This window comes from Nonomuraea sp. NPDC049646 (assembly GCF_044465525.1).
In the GTDB taxonomy this organism is placed as follows: Bacteria; Actinomycetota; Actinomycetes; order Streptosporangiales; family Streptosporangiaceae; genus Nonomuraea.
In genome coordinates this window covers 91,676-108,312 of sequence record NZ_JBITLU010000022.1, presented here as the reverse complement: position 1 = coordinate 108,312, position 16,637 = coordinate 91,676, and the positions used below count along the sequence as shown (strand labels likewise).

Annotated in this window: 18 protein-coding genes; 12 read left to right on the top strand and 6 right to left on the bottom strand. The window is 72.8% G+C overall.

What is annotated here, in order from left to right:
• The first annotated feature begins 28 nt into the window (after window positions 1-28).
• From ACIBQ8_RS44310 to ACIBQ8_RS44290, 5 genes are read left to right on the top strand one after another with little or no spacing between them, the layout of a single operon-like run.
• Complete coding sequence (locus ACIBQ8_RS44310; RefSeq protein ID WP_397195141.1) at window positions 29-556, top strand: RNA polymerase sigma factor; 528 nt, start codon at window positions 29-31, stop codon at window positions 554-556.
• Complete coding sequence (locus tag ACIBQ8_RS44305; RefSeq protein ID WP_397195140.1) at window positions 553-1,356, top strand: zf-HC2 domain-containing protein; 804 nt, start codon at window positions 553-555, stop codon at window positions 1,354-1,356. The genes ACIBQ8_RS44310 and ACIBQ8_RS44305 overlap by 4 nt, the downstream gene beginning before the upstream one ends.
• Window positions 1,353-2,192 carry an ATP-binding cassette domain-containing protein gene (locus tag ACIBQ8_RS44300; protein WP_397195139.1) on the top strand — a complete coding sequence of 280 codons (840 nt, stop codon included), beginning with the start codon at window positions 1,353-1,355 and terminating at the stop codon, window positions 2,190-2,192. The genes ACIBQ8_RS44305 and ACIBQ8_RS44300 overlap by 4 nt, the downstream gene beginning before the upstream one ends.
• Window positions 2,189-3,022 (top strand): hypothetical protein, encoded by an 834-nt coding sequence (locus ACIBQ8_RS44295; RefSeq protein WP_397179193.1) that lies wholly within the window; start codon window positions 2,189-2,191, stop codon window positions 3,020-3,022. The genes ACIBQ8_RS44300 and ACIBQ8_RS44295 overlap by 4 nt, the downstream gene beginning before the upstream one ends.
• Entirely contained in the window at window positions 3,019-3,834 is an 816-nt protein-coding gene (locus ACIBQ8_RS44290) for a hypothetical protein (protein ID WP_397195138.1), read from the top strand. The genes ACIBQ8_RS44295 and ACIBQ8_RS44290 overlap by 4 nt, the downstream gene beginning before the upstream one ends.
• A gap of 43 nt (window positions 3,835-3,877) precedes the next feature.
• Here ACIBQ8_RS44290 and ACIBQ8_RS44285 read toward each other — a convergent pair whose 3' ends face one another.
• Window positions 3,878-4,390, bottom strand: coding sequence for a hypothetical protein (locus ACIBQ8_RS44285; protein WP_397195137.1), 513 nt, complete (start codon window positions 4,388-4,390; stop codon window positions 3,878-3,880).
• 67 nt (window positions 4,391-4,457) lie between these two features.
• Complete coding sequence (locus ACIBQ8_RS44280) at window positions 4,458-4,904, bottom strand: hypothetical protein (protein ID WP_397195136.1); 447 nt, start codon at window positions 4,902-4,904, stop codon at window positions 4,458-4,460.
• A gap of 94 nt (window positions 4,905-4,998) precedes the next feature.
• Between ACIBQ8_RS44280 and ACIBQ8_RS44275 the strand changes: the two genes are divergently transcribed.
• The 3 genes from ACIBQ8_RS44275 to ACIBQ8_RS44265 all read left to right on the top strand — a co-directional run bounded on the left by ACIBQ8_RS44275 (window position 4,999) and on the right by ACIBQ8_RS44265 (window position 8,593).
• Window positions 4,999-6,288 carry an MFS transporter gene (locus tag ACIBQ8_RS44275; RefSeq protein WP_397195135.1) on the top strand — a complete coding sequence of 430 codons (1,290 nt, stop codon included), beginning with the start codon at window positions 4,999-5,001 and terminating at the stop codon, window positions 6,286-6,288.
• A 151-nt stretch (window positions 6,289-6,439) separates the two neighbouring features.
• The gene (locus ACIBQ8_RS44270; protein ID WP_397195134.1) at window positions 6,440-7,606 is read left to right on the top strand and encodes a HesA/MoeB/ThiF family protein; all 1,167 of its coding nucleotides are present in this window, start codon (window positions 6,440-6,442) and stop codon (window positions 7,604-7,606) included.
• Window positions 7,607-8,593, top strand: a complete 987-nt coding sequence (locus tag ACIBQ8_RS44265; RefSeq protein WP_397179199.1) for a S66 peptidase family protein — start codon at window positions 7,607-7,609, stop codon at window positions 8,591-8,593.
• Window positions 8,594-8,674: 81 nt separating this feature from the next.
• Here the strand turns inward: ACIBQ8_RS44265 and glpD are convergent, their stop codons facing one another.
• Window positions 8,675-10,357, bottom strand: a complete 1,683-nt coding sequence (glpD, locus tag ACIBQ8_RS44260) for a glycerol-3-phosphate dehydrogenase (protein WP_397195133.1) — start codon at window positions 10,355-10,357, stop codon at window positions 8,675-8,677.
• A 110-nt stretch (window positions 10,358-10,467) separates the two neighbouring features.
• On the opposite strand from glpD, the gene ACIBQ8_RS44255 reads away from it, so the two are divergent.
• The 3 genes from ACIBQ8_RS44255 (at window position 10,468) to ACIBQ8_RS44245 (ending at window position 14,093) form a co-directional block, all read left to right on the top strand.
• Window positions 10,468-11,274, top strand: coding sequence for an MIP/aquaporin family protein (locus ACIBQ8_RS44255; RefSeq protein WP_397179201.1), 807 nt, complete (start codon window positions 10,468-10,470; stop codon window positions 11,272-11,274).
• Window positions 11,275-11,295: 21 nt separating this feature from the next.
• Window positions 11,296-12,807, top strand: a complete 1,512-nt coding sequence (gene glpK / locus ACIBQ8_RS44250; RefSeq protein WP_397179202.1) for a glycerol kinase GlpK — start codon at window positions 11,296-11,298, stop codon at window positions 12,805-12,807.
• Window positions 12,808-12,890: 83 nt separating this feature from the next.
• A complete protein-coding gene (locus tag ACIBQ8_RS44245; RefSeq protein WP_397195132.1) occupies window positions 12,891-14,093 on the top strand; it encodes a sensor histidine kinase in 1,203 nt (400 codons plus the stop codon).
• A 54-nt stretch (window positions 14,094-14,147) separates the two neighbouring features.
• Here ACIBQ8_RS44245 and ACIBQ8_RS44240 read toward each other — a convergent pair whose 3' ends face one another.
• Together ACIBQ8_RS44240 and ACIBQ8_RS44235 are read right to left on the bottom strand one after the other, a co-directional pair.
• Window positions 14,148-14,804, bottom strand: coding sequence for a hypothetical protein (locus ACIBQ8_RS44240; protein WP_397195131.1), 657 nt, complete (start codon window positions 14,802-14,804; stop codon window positions 14,148-14,150).
• A 20-nt stretch (window positions 14,805-14,824) separates the two neighbouring features.
• On the bottom strand, window positions 14,825-15,385 hold the full coding sequence (locus ACIBQ8_RS44235; protein ID WP_397195130.1) for an RNA polymerase sigma factor: 561 nt from the start codon (window positions 15,383-15,385) through the stop codon (window positions 14,825-14,827).
• Window positions 15,386-15,657: 272 nt separating this feature from the next.
• Between ACIBQ8_RS44235 and ACIBQ8_RS44230 the strand changes: the two genes are divergently transcribed.
• Entirely contained in the window at window positions 15,658-15,999 is a 342-nt protein-coding gene (locus ACIBQ8_RS44230) for a hypothetical protein (RefSeq protein WP_397195129.1), read from the top strand.
• Here the strand turns inward: ACIBQ8_RS44230 and ACIBQ8_RS44225 are convergent.
• The gene (locus tag ACIBQ8_RS44225) at window positions 15,963-16,631 is read right to left on the bottom strand and encodes a DUF6198 family protein (protein WP_358296484.1); all 669 of its coding nucleotides are present in this window, start codon (window positions 16,629-16,631) and stop codon (window positions 15,963-15,965) included. The genes ACIBQ8_RS44230 and ACIBQ8_RS44225 overlap by 37 nt on opposite strands.
• Between the last annotated feature and the right edge of the window lie 6 nt (window positions 16,632-16,637).

Sequence of the window (16,637 nt, the reverse complement as noted above, 5' to 3'; positions counted from 1 at the left end):
GAGGCATGACACCGATGAACGGGCTCCCGTGAGCGAGCACGAGACGTGGCAGGACGCCCGGCTGCTGGCCGCCGTGGCCGACGGCGACCGGCGTGCGCTGGAAGTCCTCTATGCCCGGCACGCGCCCTGGCTGCTCCTCCGGCTCACCCGCCGCTGCGCCGACCCGGCCGTGGTGGACGAGGCGGTCCAGGACACCTTCGTCGCGGTCTGGCGTACCGCGCGCAAATGGAACGGTCGGGGCGAGGTCGCGGCCTGGATCTGGGGGATCGGCGTGCGCCGCCTGCTCGACCAGCTGCGCCGCCGCCCCGCGGCGGCGCTGCCCGCCCACGAGCAGGTCATGGTCTCCGCCGAGGAGCAGGTGCTGCACGGCATCGAGTACGGCGAGCTCGGCCGGGCGCTCAACCAGCTCTCCCCGGAGCTGCGCGCCGTGGTCCAGGCGACCGTCCTGGACGGCCTGACCACCCGCGAGGCCGGGCGCCTGCTCGGCATCCCGGCCGGCACGGTCAAGACCCGGATGATGCGCGCCCGCGCGCTGCTGAGGGAGGAACTGGCGTGAGCGCCTGGCACATGGACGACGGCATGGCCGCGGCGTACGCGGCGGGCGAGCTGGCCGCGACGCCCGCCGCCTCCGTCGAGGCCCACCTGCTGGCCTGCGAGCAGTGCCGGCTCCTGCTGGCCCCGCGGGTGCCGCAGGCCCGCCTGGACCGGGTCTGGGACGACATCGCCGACGCCGTGGACGCGCCCGCGCCCCGCCCGGTCGAACGGCTGCTGCGGGCCGCCGGGATGCGCGAGCACACCGCCCGCCTGCTGGGCGCCACGACCTCGCTGCGGCTGCCGTGGCTGGCCGCGAGCGCCGTGGCGCTGTTCTTCGCCGCGCTGGCCTCGAGGGAGACGACCCGGTGGGGGCTGCTGACGTTCCTCACGCTGGCGCCCGTCGTGCCGGTGGCCGGGGTCGCCGTGGCCTTCGGGCGGGACGGCGATCCGGCGTACGAGATCGGGCTGGCCGCGCCGTACTCGACGTTCCGGCTGATGCTGATGCGGGCCGCCGCCGTGGTGGCGACGTCGTCGGCGCTGGCGCTGGCGGCCGGGCTGACCCTGCCGGGCGGCGGCTGGGCGACGGCCGCGTGGCTGCTGCCCTCGCTCGCCCTGACCTCGCTGACCCTGGCGCTGTCCAGCCGGTACGACCCGCGCCGCTGCGCCGTCGCGGTGACCGTGCCCTGGGTGGCCGCGGTCGTCGCCACGAACGTGCGCGAGCCGGACCTGGCCATGTTCGGGGCCGCCGGGCAGGCCGGCTACCTGGCCGTCATCGTGCTGTCCGTCGTGCTGCTCGCCGTCCGCCGCAGGGAGTTCTCATGATCGAGGCAGTCGGCCTGGTGAAGACCTACGGCCGCCACCGGGCCCTGGACGGGCTCACCCTCAGCGCGGGCAAGGGCGTCACCGGCCTGCTCGGCCCGAACGGCGCGGGCAAGAGCACCCTCGTACGGGTCATGGCGACCGTCCTCGCGCCGGACGGCGGCGAGCTGCGGCTGCTCGGCCGCGACCCGGGCACGGGCCGGCTGGAGATCCGGCGGCGGCTCGGCTACCTGCCGCAGGAACTGGGCTTCCAGCGCGGACTCACCGCCTTCGAGTTCGTCGACTACGTGGCGGTGCTGAAGGAGATGACACACCGCCGGTCCAGGCACGACGAGGTGCGCCGGGTGATCGAGGAGGTCGGGCTCACGCCCGTGAGCGGCAGGCGCGTCCGTACGCTGTCGGGCGGCATGCGGCGGCGGCTCGGCATCGCGCAGGCCCTGCTCGGCGAGCCCGAGCTGATCCTCCTGGACGAGCCCGCCGCCGGCCTCGACCCGGAGCAGCGGCTGCTGTTCGGCGAGCTGGTCGCCCGGCTCGGCCAGGACCGCGCGGTCGTGCTGTCCACCCACCAGACGGAGGACGTCGCCGCCCTCTGCGACCGGGTGGTCGTGCTCAAGGGCGGCCGGTGCGCGTTCACCGGCACCCCCGCCGAGCTCCGGGCGCTGGCCGACGGGCAGGTCTGGGTGTCGGCGGAGAAGGTCGGCGGCCGCTCGCGACGGACCGGCGACGGCCTGTACCGCGGCCTCGGCCCCGCCCCCGGGGACGCCCGCCCCGCCGACCCCACCCTGGAGGACGGCTACCTGCTGCTCCTCACCGGCGCGACCACGGAGACGACGGCATGACCCGCCACGTGAGCCCGGTCGCACCGGGCGGATCCGACGAGCTGGAGAACGGCGGGGGCGCCGCGCACCTGCTGCCCTCGCTCGCGCTGGCCGAGACCCGGCGGCTGATGCTGCACCCGCTCGCGATCACGGGCCTGGCCCTGTACCTGGTCGGCCTGGCCACCACGGAATGGGCGCCCCGGCCCGCCTACAGCGCGCTCACCAACGAACTCGTCCTGCCGCTGGGCGTGCCGGTGTTCTTCGCCGCGACGCTCACGGCCTCGGCGACCAGACGCGCGGGCACCGACGAGCTGCTGGCCGCCACCCCCGCCGGACGCGACCTGCGCACCGCGGCCTCCTGCCTGGCCGCGCTGGGGCCGTTCCTGCTGGCCTGCGCGATGCAGGCCGTCCTGGCGACGGTCTGCGCGGTCGCCGGCGTCGAGCTGGAGCGCTTCCCGAGCCCGTACGAGATCGCGGCCGGGCCGCTGTGCGTGCTCGGGGCCGGCACGCTGGGGGTCGCGGTGGCCCGGTGGCTGCCGTGGCCGGGGGCGTCCGTCCTGGTGATGCTGGCGCTGGTCGCCGTCAACGGGGTGGTGGAGCCGCTGCACTCGACGCTGACCATGCTGGGCTTCTACGTCGAGTTCGCGCGGTGGGGGCCGCCGCCGTACCTGGAGGCCGTGGGGTTCGTGTCCGGTTCGCCCGACTGGCACGCCCTCTACCTGCTGGCGCTGAGCCTGGGGGCCGGGGCGCTGGCGATGACCCGCGACTCCGCCCGGCGCGGGCTCTGGCTCGGCGTCGGGGCCGTCCTGCTCGCGACCGCGGCCGTCGCCGCCACCAGGCAACTCCCATGACCCTCGTGCGGGCGCCCGGCGCGCGGGGCCGGCCGCGTGCGCTGCTCGTGCCGGTGTCTGGTGTGCGGGGCCGGGCGCGTGCGCTGCTCGTGCCGGTGTCCGGTGTGCGGGGCCGGGTGTTCGCGTTGCTGGTCCGGGTGCCCGGGGTGCGTGGCTGGGCGGGGGCGTCGCTGGTCCGGCGGCTGCGGCGGGCCGTCGCCTCCACCGGGCCGCAGGCCGCGCTGGCCGCCGTGGTCGAGCTGGTACGGGACGGGCTGCCGGCCGCCGGGGTCGCCGTGGAGCTGCCCGGCGTCCGGATCGCGGCGGGCGAGCCAGGACCGGTGGCCTGCGACGTGCCGCTCGTATGGCACGGCCGGGCGGTGGGCCGCCTGCTGATCACCCCGTCCGCCGACCCGCGGGCGGTCGCCGCGATCACCCCGTACGTCGCCGGCGCCGCCCACAGCATGGCCGTCACCGCGGACCTGCGCCGGGCCGGGGAACGCGTGCTCGCCATCCGCGAGGAGGAACGTCGCCGCCTCCACCACGACCTGCGCGAAGGGCTCGGCCGGGCCCTGCGCGACCTGGCCGGGACGGTCGACGCCGCCGCCACCGGCCACCGCACCGACCCGGCGGCGGCCGACCGGCTCCTGCACGACCTGAGCGCCGCCATGAACACGATCAGCCAGGAGATCAGAGCCCTCCTCCAGGACCCGGGCCCGCGCCCCTGGGTGCCGTCGCCGCGGCCGGTGACCGTGGCCCGCGCGCCGAGCGCCCGTACCGAGACGGCCAGGGCCCACCCGTCGCTGACCGCGATCAGCACGATCACCAGGTAGCGTCGGCCGCCCGCTCATGCCCGCCCGACCGGCCGGCCGGCGGTCATCGCTTCGGGGTCACCCGTACGACGGCGCGGCCGCGGTCGAAGGAGAGGAAGCGCAGGACGACGTCGTTCAGGGTGAGCGTGGTGACGCCCCGGATGTAGCCCGAGCAGCCCCCGCCCTCGTCGAACTTGCAGGTGGACGCGCCGCCCTGCTCGCCCTGGGAGCTCATGTCCCCGCCCCCGGTGAAGTCCGCCTCCCACGTGACCTTGTCGCCCTGGACGCTCCCGACGGCGAACCGCGAGACCCCGTGACGCTGCCCGAACTTCAGGACGTCGCCGGCCCGGAGGGTGACCTCGCACCGGGCGTCCGCGCACCCGCCGACCTCCCGCCCGCCATCGCCCGCGGCGGCACCGGAAGACGACCCGTCCGGCGCGGACCCGTCCGGCGCGGATTCGGACGCGGCGGATCCGGGCGGCGCGGACGCGGACGGCGACGTGCGCCCGGTCGTACCGACGGGACCGGCGCATCCGGTCAGCGAGCAAGCCAGCAGGAGTACAAGCCACTTGACCATGGCAAACACCCTAGGCTCCGGGACGGACCTGGCCCCGGAGCCTCGCCCGGCGCGCCGCCGCACGACCTCAACGAGTGACGCGCAGGGCCCACTCGACCGAGTCCGGGGCCTGGACCCGTACCGTCATGGTCTTCCTGCGGCCCAGGTCGAGGCGGTTCATGACGGGGCTGATCAGGTCGTCGAGGCAGGTGAAGGGCATGTCGACGCCCGGCTCCAGGATGATCTCGGCCTTGCCCGCGCCCCGGCAGCGGAACAGCACCCACAGCTCGTCCCTGCCGGGCGGCACGTCCCCCACGACCATGCTGCCCTTCCTCGGCCCCGCCTTGAGCACGGTCGTGGTGCCGGCCTCCACCCCCGGCAGGCGCACGGCCTCGCGACGGGGTGAGGGCGTGCTCGACGGGGTGGTGTCCGGCCGCACCGCCGCAGGACCGGCCGGCGGCGCGGCCGTGCAGGCCGTCGCCAGCCACAGCAGGCAGCAGGAACCGACGAGAGAAGCCGTTTTGCGGATCGTCATGCCGAGCTCCCTCTTGTCTGGCGCACCGGCCGGCGCACGCGCGGGCCGGTGCGGATGGAACTGGGGCGGAACGGGATGGAACGCCCTGATTTACGTGAGGCATTCGTCGAAGTACTCGATACCCGCCGGCCGCACCGGCCACGTCACCGGGCGGCGCCGTTCTCCGGTGTCGCCGCTGGCGTTGCTCATCGCCGGTCAGGGGTTCTCCGGCTTCGGCGACCAGTTCTTCGTCGTCGCCCTTCCCGGGATCGTGCTGCTGCGGCACGGCACCGCGACCCTCGGCACGGTGCTGACGGTCTACGGGGTCTTCCGGCTGGCCGGGCTCGTGCTCGGCGGCCCGCTCGCGGACCGCTGGACGCCCAGGCCGGTCATGCTGGCGGCCGACGTCGTGCGGGCCCCGGCCGCCGGGCTGCTGTGCGCCCTGGCCTGGGACGGCGCGGACCGGCTCTGGGCGCTGGCGGCGGCCACGGCGGTGCTCGGCCTGGCCGGGGGCGCCTTCCTGCCGGCGAACTTCGCCGTCATCCCCGACGTCGTCGAGGAGTCGCGGGTCCAGAGCGCCAACAGCCGCAACTACGCGACCGCGCAGGCCGTCGCGCTGACCGGGCCGGTGGTCGCGGGCGTGTTCGTCGCCCGTCTGGGCCCCGGGCCGGCGCTCGCCGTGGACGCGGTCTCGTTCGTCGTGTCGGTGGCCACCTTGTGGTTCGTCCGGCCGCGCCCTGACCGGGTGCGTCCGGAGCGGGGCCGCGGCGGGCCCGGCATGTGGGCCGTCGTGCGCGGGTTCCCGCTGTTCAGGGTCATCCTGACGCTGGCCGCCGTCGGCAATCTCGGGTTCGCCGGGATCCTGGAGGTCGGGCTGCCGGCGCTGCTGCACGAGAGCGCGCCGGCCACGTTCTCCACCGCGTACGGGATCGTGCTGGGCGCCTTCGGCCTCGGCGCGCTCGCGGGCAGCGTCACGGCGGGCCTGCTGCGCGCCCCGCGCAACCCGGTACGGGCGGCGGTCCTGCTGATGCTCCCGCAGGCCGCGCTGCTCGGCGCGGTCGGCCTGGTCGAGGGCCGGGTCTGGCCCGCGGCGCTCTTCCTCGGCGCGGGCGCGGCGAACGCGGCGGGCAACGTGCTGCTGATCACCGTCGTGCACACCACGCTGCCCGCGGAGGTCCGCGGGCGCGTGTCCGGGGCGCTGCTGGTGGCCTCGTTCGGGCTCTTCCCCGTGGGCGCGCTGCTCGCGGGACTCCTGGCTTCCGCGGCCGGTCCGAGGTCGGTGTTCCTCTTCGGCGCCGCCCTCGTGGCCGCGGCAGGTGTGGCCGGTCTCGTCTCCGGGCCGGTCCGGGCATTCGCGAGAGGGGGTGAATCGCATGACGTACGAGATGAACGACCTGGGCACTGAGGCGCCGGTCGAGGTGAGCTGGATCATTTTCTGATCCCGGCGACAGGCCGCGGCAAGCGGCAGTCAGCACGAGGGCATCCGGGGGGAACGGCCGGCCCCCGGATGCCCGTCCGGCCGTTTCCGGCCCCACAGCGCAGAAGGACGAAGGAAGATGCCCGTTTCGCTCGACAGACTCATCCGCGTCAAACCCATCTACCCGGTGTACCGCCTGGACGGCGCCCGCTTCCGGATCGGCGCCCAGGCGGGCGTCACCGTCGACTTCACCGACCCGTACGGACAACTCTGGACCCTCGTCGAAGCGCTCGACGGCACCCGGACGCTCGGCGAGGTCGCCGCGGCGGTGGGCCGGGCGCACCCCGGCATCGGCGTCGAGGACGTGCTCGACGCGGTACGCGACCTGGACGGCCGCGGCTTCCTGGAGGACGCCCGCCCCAGCCCGTACGACGGCGGCGACGCCCGCCGCTACCAGGGCAACGTCAACTACTTCAGCCACTACGCCGGCCTGTCCGCCGCCCGCGAGCAGCCGCAGGACCGGCTGCGCGGCGCCCACTGCGTGCTGCTCGGCCTGGGCGGCGGCGGCTCGTACATCCTGCCCATGCTGCTGGCGGCCGGGTTCGGCCGGATCACGGCCGTCGACTACGACCGGGTCGAGCTGAGCAACCTGAACCGGCAGTTCCTCTACCGGGAGAGCGACCTCGGCGCGTACAAGACCGCGGTGGCCGCGCGGATGGCCAAGGAGGTGAACCCCGACGTCGAGTTCGCCGCCGTGCAGCGCAGGATCGGGTCGGCCAGCGACGTCGCCCGGCTCGTCCGGGGCGCCGACGTCGCGATCTGCGCGATCGACGAGCCGCCGTTCGTGGCGCAGCGCCGGGTGAACGCGGGCTGCGTGCAGGAGGGGGTGCCGTACGTGTGCGGCGGCTCGTTCGTCACCCGCGGCCGGCTGTTCTCGGTGCGTCCGCACGAGACGGGCTGCATGGACTGCCTGCACCTGTACTACTCGCGCGCCGACCCCAGCTACCTCGCCCAGCTCGCCGGGGCGCTGCGGGCCGAGCACGGCCGGGTGACCCTCGCCTTCGCCCCGCACATCGCGCTGGTCGCGTCGCTGATCACCGGCGAGGCGATCCGGCTGGTCACCGGCCACGCCGAGCCGATCGCCCTGGGCCGCCAGCTCGACGTGCACTTCGAGACCGGCGAGCTGGAGGTCATGTCCCAGTGGCCGCGCGACCCGGACGGCTGCCCGGTCTGCGGCGACGGCGCCGACGCGGCCTCGTTCGCGGTGTGGGCGGAGGCGGAGAGCGGCTCGCCTATGCTTCGATAGATGGACGTCATCCATCCCCCCAAACTCAAAGCGGGCGACGTCGTCCGCGTGATCGCGCCGGCCTGCTCGCGCGCGATGGTCATGGAGCACGACCACACCGCGATCATCGATGCCCGCTTCGCCGAGCTCGGCCTGACCCTCACCTACGGCCGCCACGTCGACGAGCAGGACGCCTTCAACTCCAGCAGCGTCGCCTCCCGCGTCGCCGACCTGCACGACGCCTTCGCCGACCCGTCGGTGGCGGCGATCCTGACGGTCATCGGCGGCTACAACAGCAACGAGCTCCTGCCGCACCTCGACTGGGAGCTGATCCGGGCCAACCCCAAGATCCTGTGCGGCTACTCCGACATCACCGCCCTGCAGAACGCCGTCCTGGCCCGCGCCGGGCTGGTCACGTACTCGGGGCCCCACTGGTCGACGTTCGGGATGCGCGACCACTTCGAGCAGACCCTGGAGTGGTTCGCCGCCGTCCTGTTCGGTGACGCGCCGGTCGAGCTGGAGGCGTCGAAGTTCTGGACCGACGACCCGTGGTTCCTCGACCAGGACGGGCGCGAGCCGATGCCCAACGAGGGCTGGTGGCCGCTGCGGCCCGGCGCCGCCGAGGGCCGCGTCGTCGGCGGCAACCTCTGCACCCTGAACCTGCTGCAGGGCACGCCGTACATGCCGTCGCTCGACGGCGCGCTGCTGATCGTCGAGGACGACCTGGAGTCGCACCCGGCGATCTTCGCCCGCAACCTCACCTCGCTGCTCCAGGTCCCGGGCGCCGAGACCGTCCGCGGCCTGGTGATCGGGCGGTTCCAGCAGGCCAGCCGGATGACCCGGGCCCTGCTCGAGCAGATCGTCGAGACGCAGCCGGGGCTGCGGGACGTCCCCGTCCTGGCCAACGTCGACGTCGGCCACACCAACCCGCTGGCCACCTTCCCGGTCGGCGGCCGGGCCCGCCTGACGGTCGGCCCCGAACCGTCGCTGACCCTCACCAGCCACTGACCTCGACCGGCCACTGACCCTCGACCGGCCACTGACCCTCGACCGGGCGGTGACCCTCGACCGGGCGGTGACCCGCCGCCGCTAGGACGCGGCGGCGGGCTCGCGGCGTGGGGCCGTGGCCTCGGCCAGGGCCTTGCGCTCGGCCTCGACCAGGGTGCGGCATTGCGCCGCCTCGGCCTCCACCCGGGCCTCGTCCCAGCCGAGCAGCCCCGCCATCAGCCGGGCCACCACCGGGGCCGCGTCGAGCGCGGCGGGGATCGCCTCGATGAGCATCCTGGTCCGGCGCGACAGGACGTCCTCGGCGTGCAGCGCGCCCTCGTGCGTGACGGCGTACACCACCTCGGCCCTGATCCACGGGCAGCCCTCCACCAGCGGCTCGCCGAGCGAGCGGTCGTCGTCGACCAGGGCGAGCACCTCCATCGCGAGCGCGCCGTAGCGCTGGACGAGGTGCTCCACGACATCGGCGTCCACGTCATGGTCCTCGGCCAGCCGCCGTACGGACGCGCGCACCGCCGGCAGCCCGTCCGCGCCGATCAGCGGCAGCCGGTCGGTGACCGACCCCGGCACGTCGAAGCCCTCCAGCGCCGCGTCGACCACGTCCTTGGCCATGACCCGGTACGTGGTGAACTTGCCCCCGGCGATCGTGGCCAGGCCCGGCGCCGGCACGTCCACGACGTGCTCGCGGGACAGCTTCGTGGTCGCCGAGCTCTCGTCGGCCGCCACCAGCGGGCGCAGGCCGACGTAGACGCCCACCACGTCGTCGCGGGTCAGCGGCCGGGCCAGCACGGCGTTGGCGTGGTCGAGGATGTAGTCGATGTCCTCGCCGGTGGCGGCCGGCTCCTCGCGGTCGCCGTCGTACTCGGTGTCGGTGGTGCCGACGATCCACCGCCGCCGGGTCCACGGGATGATGAACAGCACGCTCTTCTCGGTCGGGATGATCATGCCGGTGGACGAGGCGATGGCCTCGCCCGGCACCATGACGTGCACGCCCTTCGACATCCTGACCTTGAAACCGGCCGGAGCCGAGCCGGGCAGCCCGTTGATCGGGTCGGTCCACACGCCCGCGCACACCACCACGGCGTCGGCCCTGACGTCCAGGTCGCGGCCGGTCTCCTCGTCGTGCACGCGGGCCCCGACGACGCGCTCGCTGACCTGGTCGCGCAGCATCTCGACGACCCGCGTCCGGGTGGCGACCACGGCGCCGTGCGCGGCGGCCGTCCTGGCCAGGGTGAGGGTGAAGCGCGCGTCGTCCACCTGGGCGTCGAAGTAGATCATGCTGCCCGACACCGCGTCCGCGCGCAGGCCGGGCGCCATCCGGCGCGACTCCTTGACCGACAGGTACCGGTGCCGGGGCATCGGCCGGCGCATGCCCTCCAGCGTGTCGTACAGGGTCAGCCCGGCCCCCACGTACGGCCGCTCGATGATCCCGTGCTGCAGCGGGTACAGGAACGTGACCGGCTTGACCAGGTGCGGGGCCAGCCGCGAGACCAGCAGGTCGCGCTCCTTCAGCGCCTCGCGGACCAGCTTGAAGTCGAACTGCTCCAGGTAGCGCAGGCCGCCGTGGATGAGCTTGCTCGACCTGCTCGACGTGCCGGCGGCCAGGTCGCGGCTCTCCACCAGCGCGACCCGCAGCCCGCGGGAGGCGGCGTCCAGCGCGGCGCCCGCGCCGGTCACGCCGCCGCCGATCACCAGCACGTCGAAGGACTGCTCCGCCAGCCGGTCGATGGCTGCCTGACGGTTCCTGGCGTCCATCGCCCCGGTCATGTTCATTGATCCCCCGAACAACACTTTGTGCTCATACGCTCACGATCCGTATACCTTTCCCCGATCGGGGAATGGCACACAACGCCGACACCACGAAAGCGGGGGCAGCGGTGGTCGAACGTGTCAAACGACTGGAACTGGCCGGTGAGCTCATCGCCGAGTTCGCCGGCACGATGGTGCTCATCCTGTTCGGGGTGGGCGTCGTCGCCCAGGTGGTCGCGGCCGGCATCGGCAATCACGACAGCATCGCCTGGGCGTGGGGGATCGGCGTCGCGCTCGGCGTCTACGTCGCAGGCCGCGTCACCGGCGCCCATCTCAACCCGGCCGTCACGCTCGCGTTCGCGGCCTTCCGCGGGTTCCCGTGGGCCAAGGTGCTGCCGTACTCGCTGGCGCAGACCGCAGGGGCGTTCGCCGGGGCGCTGCTGGTGCGCTGGAACTACACCGAGGTGCTGAACAAGGTGGACCCCGGGCACACGCTGAAGACCCAGACCGTCTTCTCCACCCTGCCCGGCAACGGCTCGCTCCCGGTCGGCGCCTGGGGCGGGTTCCGCGACCAGGTCATCGGCACCGCCATCCTGATGTTCGTCCTGTACGCCCTGTCCGACTCGCACAACCTCGCGCCCGGCGCCAACCTCGGCCCGGTGGTCATCGGCCTGCTCATCGTCGGCATCGGCATGGCGTGGGGCGCCGACGCCGGCTACGCGATCAACCCGGCGCGCGACTTCGGGCCGCGCCTGGCCAGCTTCCTCACCGGCTACTCCGGCGCCTGGCGCGACCAGTACGGCGACCTGTACTTCTGGGTGCCCATCGTCGGCCCCCTGCTCGGCGGCCTGGCCGGCGCGGGGCTCTACCAGCTCATGATCGCCCGGTTCCTCCCCGAGCCCGAGCCCGACATCGAGGACGCGGGCCGCGTCTGACCCGAACGGAGGAGAACGACCATGCCCGATTTCGTGGGGGCCGTCGACCAGGGCACCACCAGCACCAGGTTCATGATCTTCAATCACAGCGGCCTGGAGGTGTGCAAGTTCCAGCTCGAACACGAGCAGATCCTCCCCAGGGCGGGCTGGGTGGAGCACAACCCGATCGAGATCTCGACCAGGACCTCCGCGGTGATCGAGACCGCCCTCCAGCGCACCGGGCTGCACGACACCGACCTGGCCGCCGTGGGCATCACCAACCAGCGCGAGACCACGGTCGTGTGGAACCCGCGCACCGGACGCCCGTACTGCAACGCCATCGTGTGGCAGGACACCCGCAGCGCCAGGATCGCCGCGCAGCTCGAACGGGACGGCCGCGGCGAGGTCATCCGCAGGAAGACGGGCCTGCGGCCGGACGCCTACTTCTCCGGCGGCAAGATCCAGTGGATCCTGGAGAACGTCGAGGGCGTGCGCCAGGCGGCCGGGCGGGGCGAGGCGGTCTTCGGCAACACCGACACCTGGACCCTGTGGAACCTGACCGGCGGCTCCCGCGGCGGCGTGCACGTCACCGACGTGACCAACGCCAGCCGCACCATGCTGATGGACCTGGAGACGCTGGAGTGGGACGACGAGCTGCTGTCCTTCTTCGGCATCCCGCGCGAGATGCTGCCGGAGATCCGCCCGTCCTCCGAGCCCGCCTCCTACGGCACGACCAGCCGGTACGGCGCGTTCGGCGGCGAGGTGCCGATCACCGGCATCCTCGGCGACCAGCAGGCGGCCACCGTCGGCCAGGTGTGCTTCGCGCCGGGCGAGGCCAAGAACACCTACGGCACCGGCAACTTCATGCTCCTCAACACCGGCACCGACCTCGTACGCTCCGATCGCGGCCTGCTCACCACCGTCGCCTACAAGTTCGCCGGCCGGCCGGCCGTGTTCGCGCTGGAGGGCTCGATCGCCGTGACCGGGTCGGCCGTGCAGTGGCTGCGCGACCAGTTGCACATCATCCGCTCCTCCGCGCAGAGCGAGGACCTGGCCCGGCAGGTGGACGACAACGGCGGGATCTACTTCGTCCCGGCGTTCTCGGGGTTGTTCGCGCCGTACTGGCGGCCCGACGCGCGCGGCGCGATCGTCGGCCTGTCCCGCTACAACAGGGACGCCCACCTGGCGCGCGCCACGCTGGAGGCCATCTGCTACCAGAGCCGGGACGTCGTGGAGGCCATGCAGCAGGACTCCGGCGTGGTGCTGGACGTGCTCAAGGTCGACGGCGGCGTCACCGCGAACAATCTGTGCATGCAGCTCCAGTCCGACATCCTGGGCGTGCCGGTCAGCCGTCCCGTGGTGGCCGAGACGACCGCGCTGGGCGCCGCGTACGCCGCCGGGCTGGCCGTCGGCTACTGGAAGGACACCGACGAGCTGCGCGCCAACTGGGCCGAGGACCGGCGCTGGAACCCGGAGTGGAGCGACGAGCAGCGCGAGAAGGGGTACGAGGGCTGGAAACGGGCGGTGAGCCGCACCCTCGACTGGGAGTCCTGACCGCCCCCGAAGGCGCGTGACGCCCTTACCGTGCGCTTACCGGGGCCGCGCCCAGAATGGGGTCTCCAGCGGAAGGAGACAGCGTGCGATTACCGTCCCATGCCGGCCGGACCCCTGGTGGCCACGCTCCGCCCGGCAGGGCCGCGGCGCTGTTCGGAAAGCTGGGCATCCGCGCCCGCCTGACGTTCACCTACGGATCCATGCTGTTCGTCGGCGGGACGCTCCTCCTCACCGTCGCCTACCTGCTGCTGCGCGCGGTGCTCGACGGCGTGGAGTTCTCGCTGGACGTGCCGCCGGGCACCCCCGACGAGCTGGTGACGGTCTGGCGGCACCAGATCGAGATCCAGGCCGTCAAGCTGGACGAGCAGATCCTGCGCCGCATGGTCCAGCAGTCCGTGCTGATCCTGCTGGGCGTCGGCCTGTTCGCGCTCGTCTTCGGCTACCTGGTCGCCGACCGGGCGTTGCGGCCCGTCGCCAAGATGACCGCGACGGCCCGCAAACTGTCCGAGAGCACGCTGGCCCACCAGCGCATCGACCTCCAGGGCCCGGACGACGAGCTCAAGGAGCTGGCCGACACGTTCGACTCGATGCTGACCCGGCTCAACAGCGCCTTCAACTCCCAGCGCCGCTTCGTCGCCAACGCCTCACACCAGCTCCGCACGCCCCTGACCATCAACCGCACGGTCCTGGAGATCGCGCTCTCCGACCCGGCGGCCTCGCCCGACCTCAAGGCCCTCGCCCGCACCCTGCTGGAGGTCAACGCGCGCAACGAGAAGCTCATCGAAGGGCTGCTGCTCCTGGCCAGGAGCGAACGGGAGCTCGCCCGCAGGAAGCCGGTGGACATCGACGACGTGGCGCTGACGGCGGTGGAACAGCTCACGCCCGTCGCCGACCAGCGGGGCGTGACCGTCGTCTCCCGCCTCGGCGGCACCACCATGGCGGGCGACCCCGTCCTGCTGGAACACGCCGTGGGGAACCTGGTGGACAACGCCATCAAGTACAACCTCCCGCAGGACGGGCAGGTCTGGATCAGCACGGAGGAGACGCTGAGCGGCGAGGTCGTCGTCAGGGTGGCCAACACCGGGCAACCCGTGCCGGCGTACGAGGTGGGCAGCCTGTTCGAGCCGTTCCGGCGGCTCAACGCCGATCGGGTGGACTCGGCGAACGGCTCGGGGCTCGGGCTGTCGATCGTCCGCGCGGTCGTCCAGGCCCACGGCGGCGAGGTGACCGCGACCCCGCGCGAGGGCGGCGGCCTGACCGTGACGATAAGCCTTCCCGGCCGCTGAGGCGGCCCCGCCCGGCCCCCGATCCGGGCGCGGGCCGCCCCGCGGGCGGGTCGATCACATGCCGGACGGCGGGTACGCCTCCGGGTGCTCCTTCGGGTCGGGCATCTGGTCCCAGGACGGGTCGTCGATCACCTTGCAGGGCTTGGCCGGCCCGTCGACCAGGAAGCCGCTGAACTGCCACAGCACCCTGGGCTTCTCGGGGCCGGAGGTCTGGTCGGCGTTCTCGGTGAACTCCAGAACGGCGGTCTGCCCCGCCTTGATCCGCTTGGGGTCGATCCGCACCCGGCCGTCGCCCATCCGGAACGTCTTCGCGTTGGGGCTGTTGTCGAACGCGTCCTTGATCTTCTTGCGGACCGCGGGGTCCTTGCTCTGGAGCTCTTCCTTGGTGAAGGACGGGCCGGCGTCGGCGGGGGCGCGGTCGGGGGCGCAGCGGGTGCCGGGCTTGAGGTAGGAGACGTCGGCGGGCACGCCGAGCGCCGCCAGGTCCTTCTCCACCTGGGCGGGGTCGCGGAACTCGTTGATCTGCAACGTGATCGTGCCGTCGGTGTTCTTGGTGAGCGCGTAGGCGGGGGCGTCCGAGCCGTTGAGGAACGGCGTCACGACCGCCGCGGCGGCCGCGACGGCGGCCACCGCCGCGCCGGTGAGCAGGCGCCCCCTGGTGCGCCGGCGCCGTACCCCGTTGCGGGCCTCGATCTCGGCTTTCAGTTCCATCAGTACGTGCTCCTTGAAGTTCATCGCATTCCTTCCATGACGAAGGGAGCCATCTCCGGCACGTCCATGAGCGCGTGGCGGGCGCGGTGCAACCTGGCCCGGGCGGCTCCCTGCCGGATGCCCAGGGCGGCGGCGGCCTCGCTGATCGTGAGCTGGTCGATGACGACCAGTTCGAGCATCGCGCGGTCACCGTCGGGCAGTCCGGCCATGGCCTGGAAGGCCCGTCTGGCCAGGTTCTCGGCGTCTATCCGCGCCACGAGCTCGGCCACGTCGTCGGAGTCGAGATGCCGTCGGCCGCCGACGCGATCGGCCAGCCTCAACTCCTTGTACGCCCGCCGCCGCTCGGCCGAGAGCGTGTTGCGCGCGACGCCGTACAGCCAGGCGATCTCACTGCCGCGGCCGGGCCGGTAGGTGTGGGCGGAGTCGAGCACCGCCATGAACACCTCCGCCACCAGGTCGGCGGCGGTGTGGGGATCATCGACCCGGCGGGCGAGGAACGAGGTGACCGCATCGACGTGGCGCCGGTAGAAGGCCTCGAAAGCGTCCGGATCTGTAGCGATATCCGGCTGTTTGCGACGCACCGGCCGTGCTCCCTTCGTCGATTACACCCCTTCTTGGTCAGTAGCCGAGAAAACGTTATGAGAGCCAACAGAACAGACGTCTCGCCCCGGCTCTGACGACGCCGGGCGCGGTCTTGCTACGTTGCCCGGCATGGGCCACGGAACGAGATCACTGAGCCGCGCGGACGTCACCACGGCGCTGGTCACCACCCTCGACGCCGCCGTCGCCGTTCCGCTGCCTGCACGCTCCCGCCTGGCTCCCGGGGAGCGACCAGTACTTCGCCAGGTTCGCGGTGAACGGGGTGGAGGTCGAGCTCAGCACCGTCGAACGGCAGGCCGGCTCGGACGCCCTGGAATGCGTCGGCGAGGGGCCGTGGCGGCATCACGTCCTGGTCGCGTGCGGTCCGCACCAGGTGCCGGCGGTACGGCTGGAGATCCGGCTGGCCACCGAGCTCCTGCGCGAGCGCGCCGACCGGTACGGGCCGCTCGTCGGCCACCTGCGCACCCACGGCTTCGACCCCGCCCTGCTGCGCCGCGCGATGGACGCCGCCGGCGTCCCGGACGCGCGGCGGCGTCAGATCCTGGAGGGCCTCCGGGCTCAGGACCGCGAGAACTTCTTGAACAGGAAGAAATAGAGCTTGATGTACTGCCCGACGAGGATGCCGTTGATGATGGTCCCCTCGCGGATGAACTGCGGGCCGCCCAGGAAGATCAGCCCGATCGCCGCGGAGACCACCAGCAGCGTGCAGTCGAAGCCGGTCTTGAGGTTGCCCCACTTGAAGCCGGTGCGCTTGAAGACCGTGTTGACGAACATGTCGACCGGCATGAGCACCAGATTGGCGCGGATCATCAGGAACAGGCCGAACGCCAGCGTCGCGTCCGCGACCACCAGGAGCACGAACTTGGCGGCGTACGCGTCCAGCGCGATCCAGCTCGTCAGCATCAGGTTCAGATCGAGGAACGTGGCCAGCACCAGGGCCGGGATCAACGACAGGAAGTTCCTGAGCTTGAAGTCCTTCGGCAGGACGAGATAGGTCAGCAGCAGCATCAGCAGCTCAAGGGCGAAGTTGAACGTCCCCTGGCTGATCGAGGGAAAGACCAGGGTCATCGTCCGGGTGAGGCTGCTCTGCGGCGAGATGCCGATCCCCGCCCTGATGGCCAGGCTGACCCCCAGGGTCAGCAGGTAGATGCCGGCGCCGTAGGTGATCCAACGCCGCACCAGACTTCCGGTGTCGACGACTCCGGCCTCTTTTTCATGCTGTAGCACAGTTGC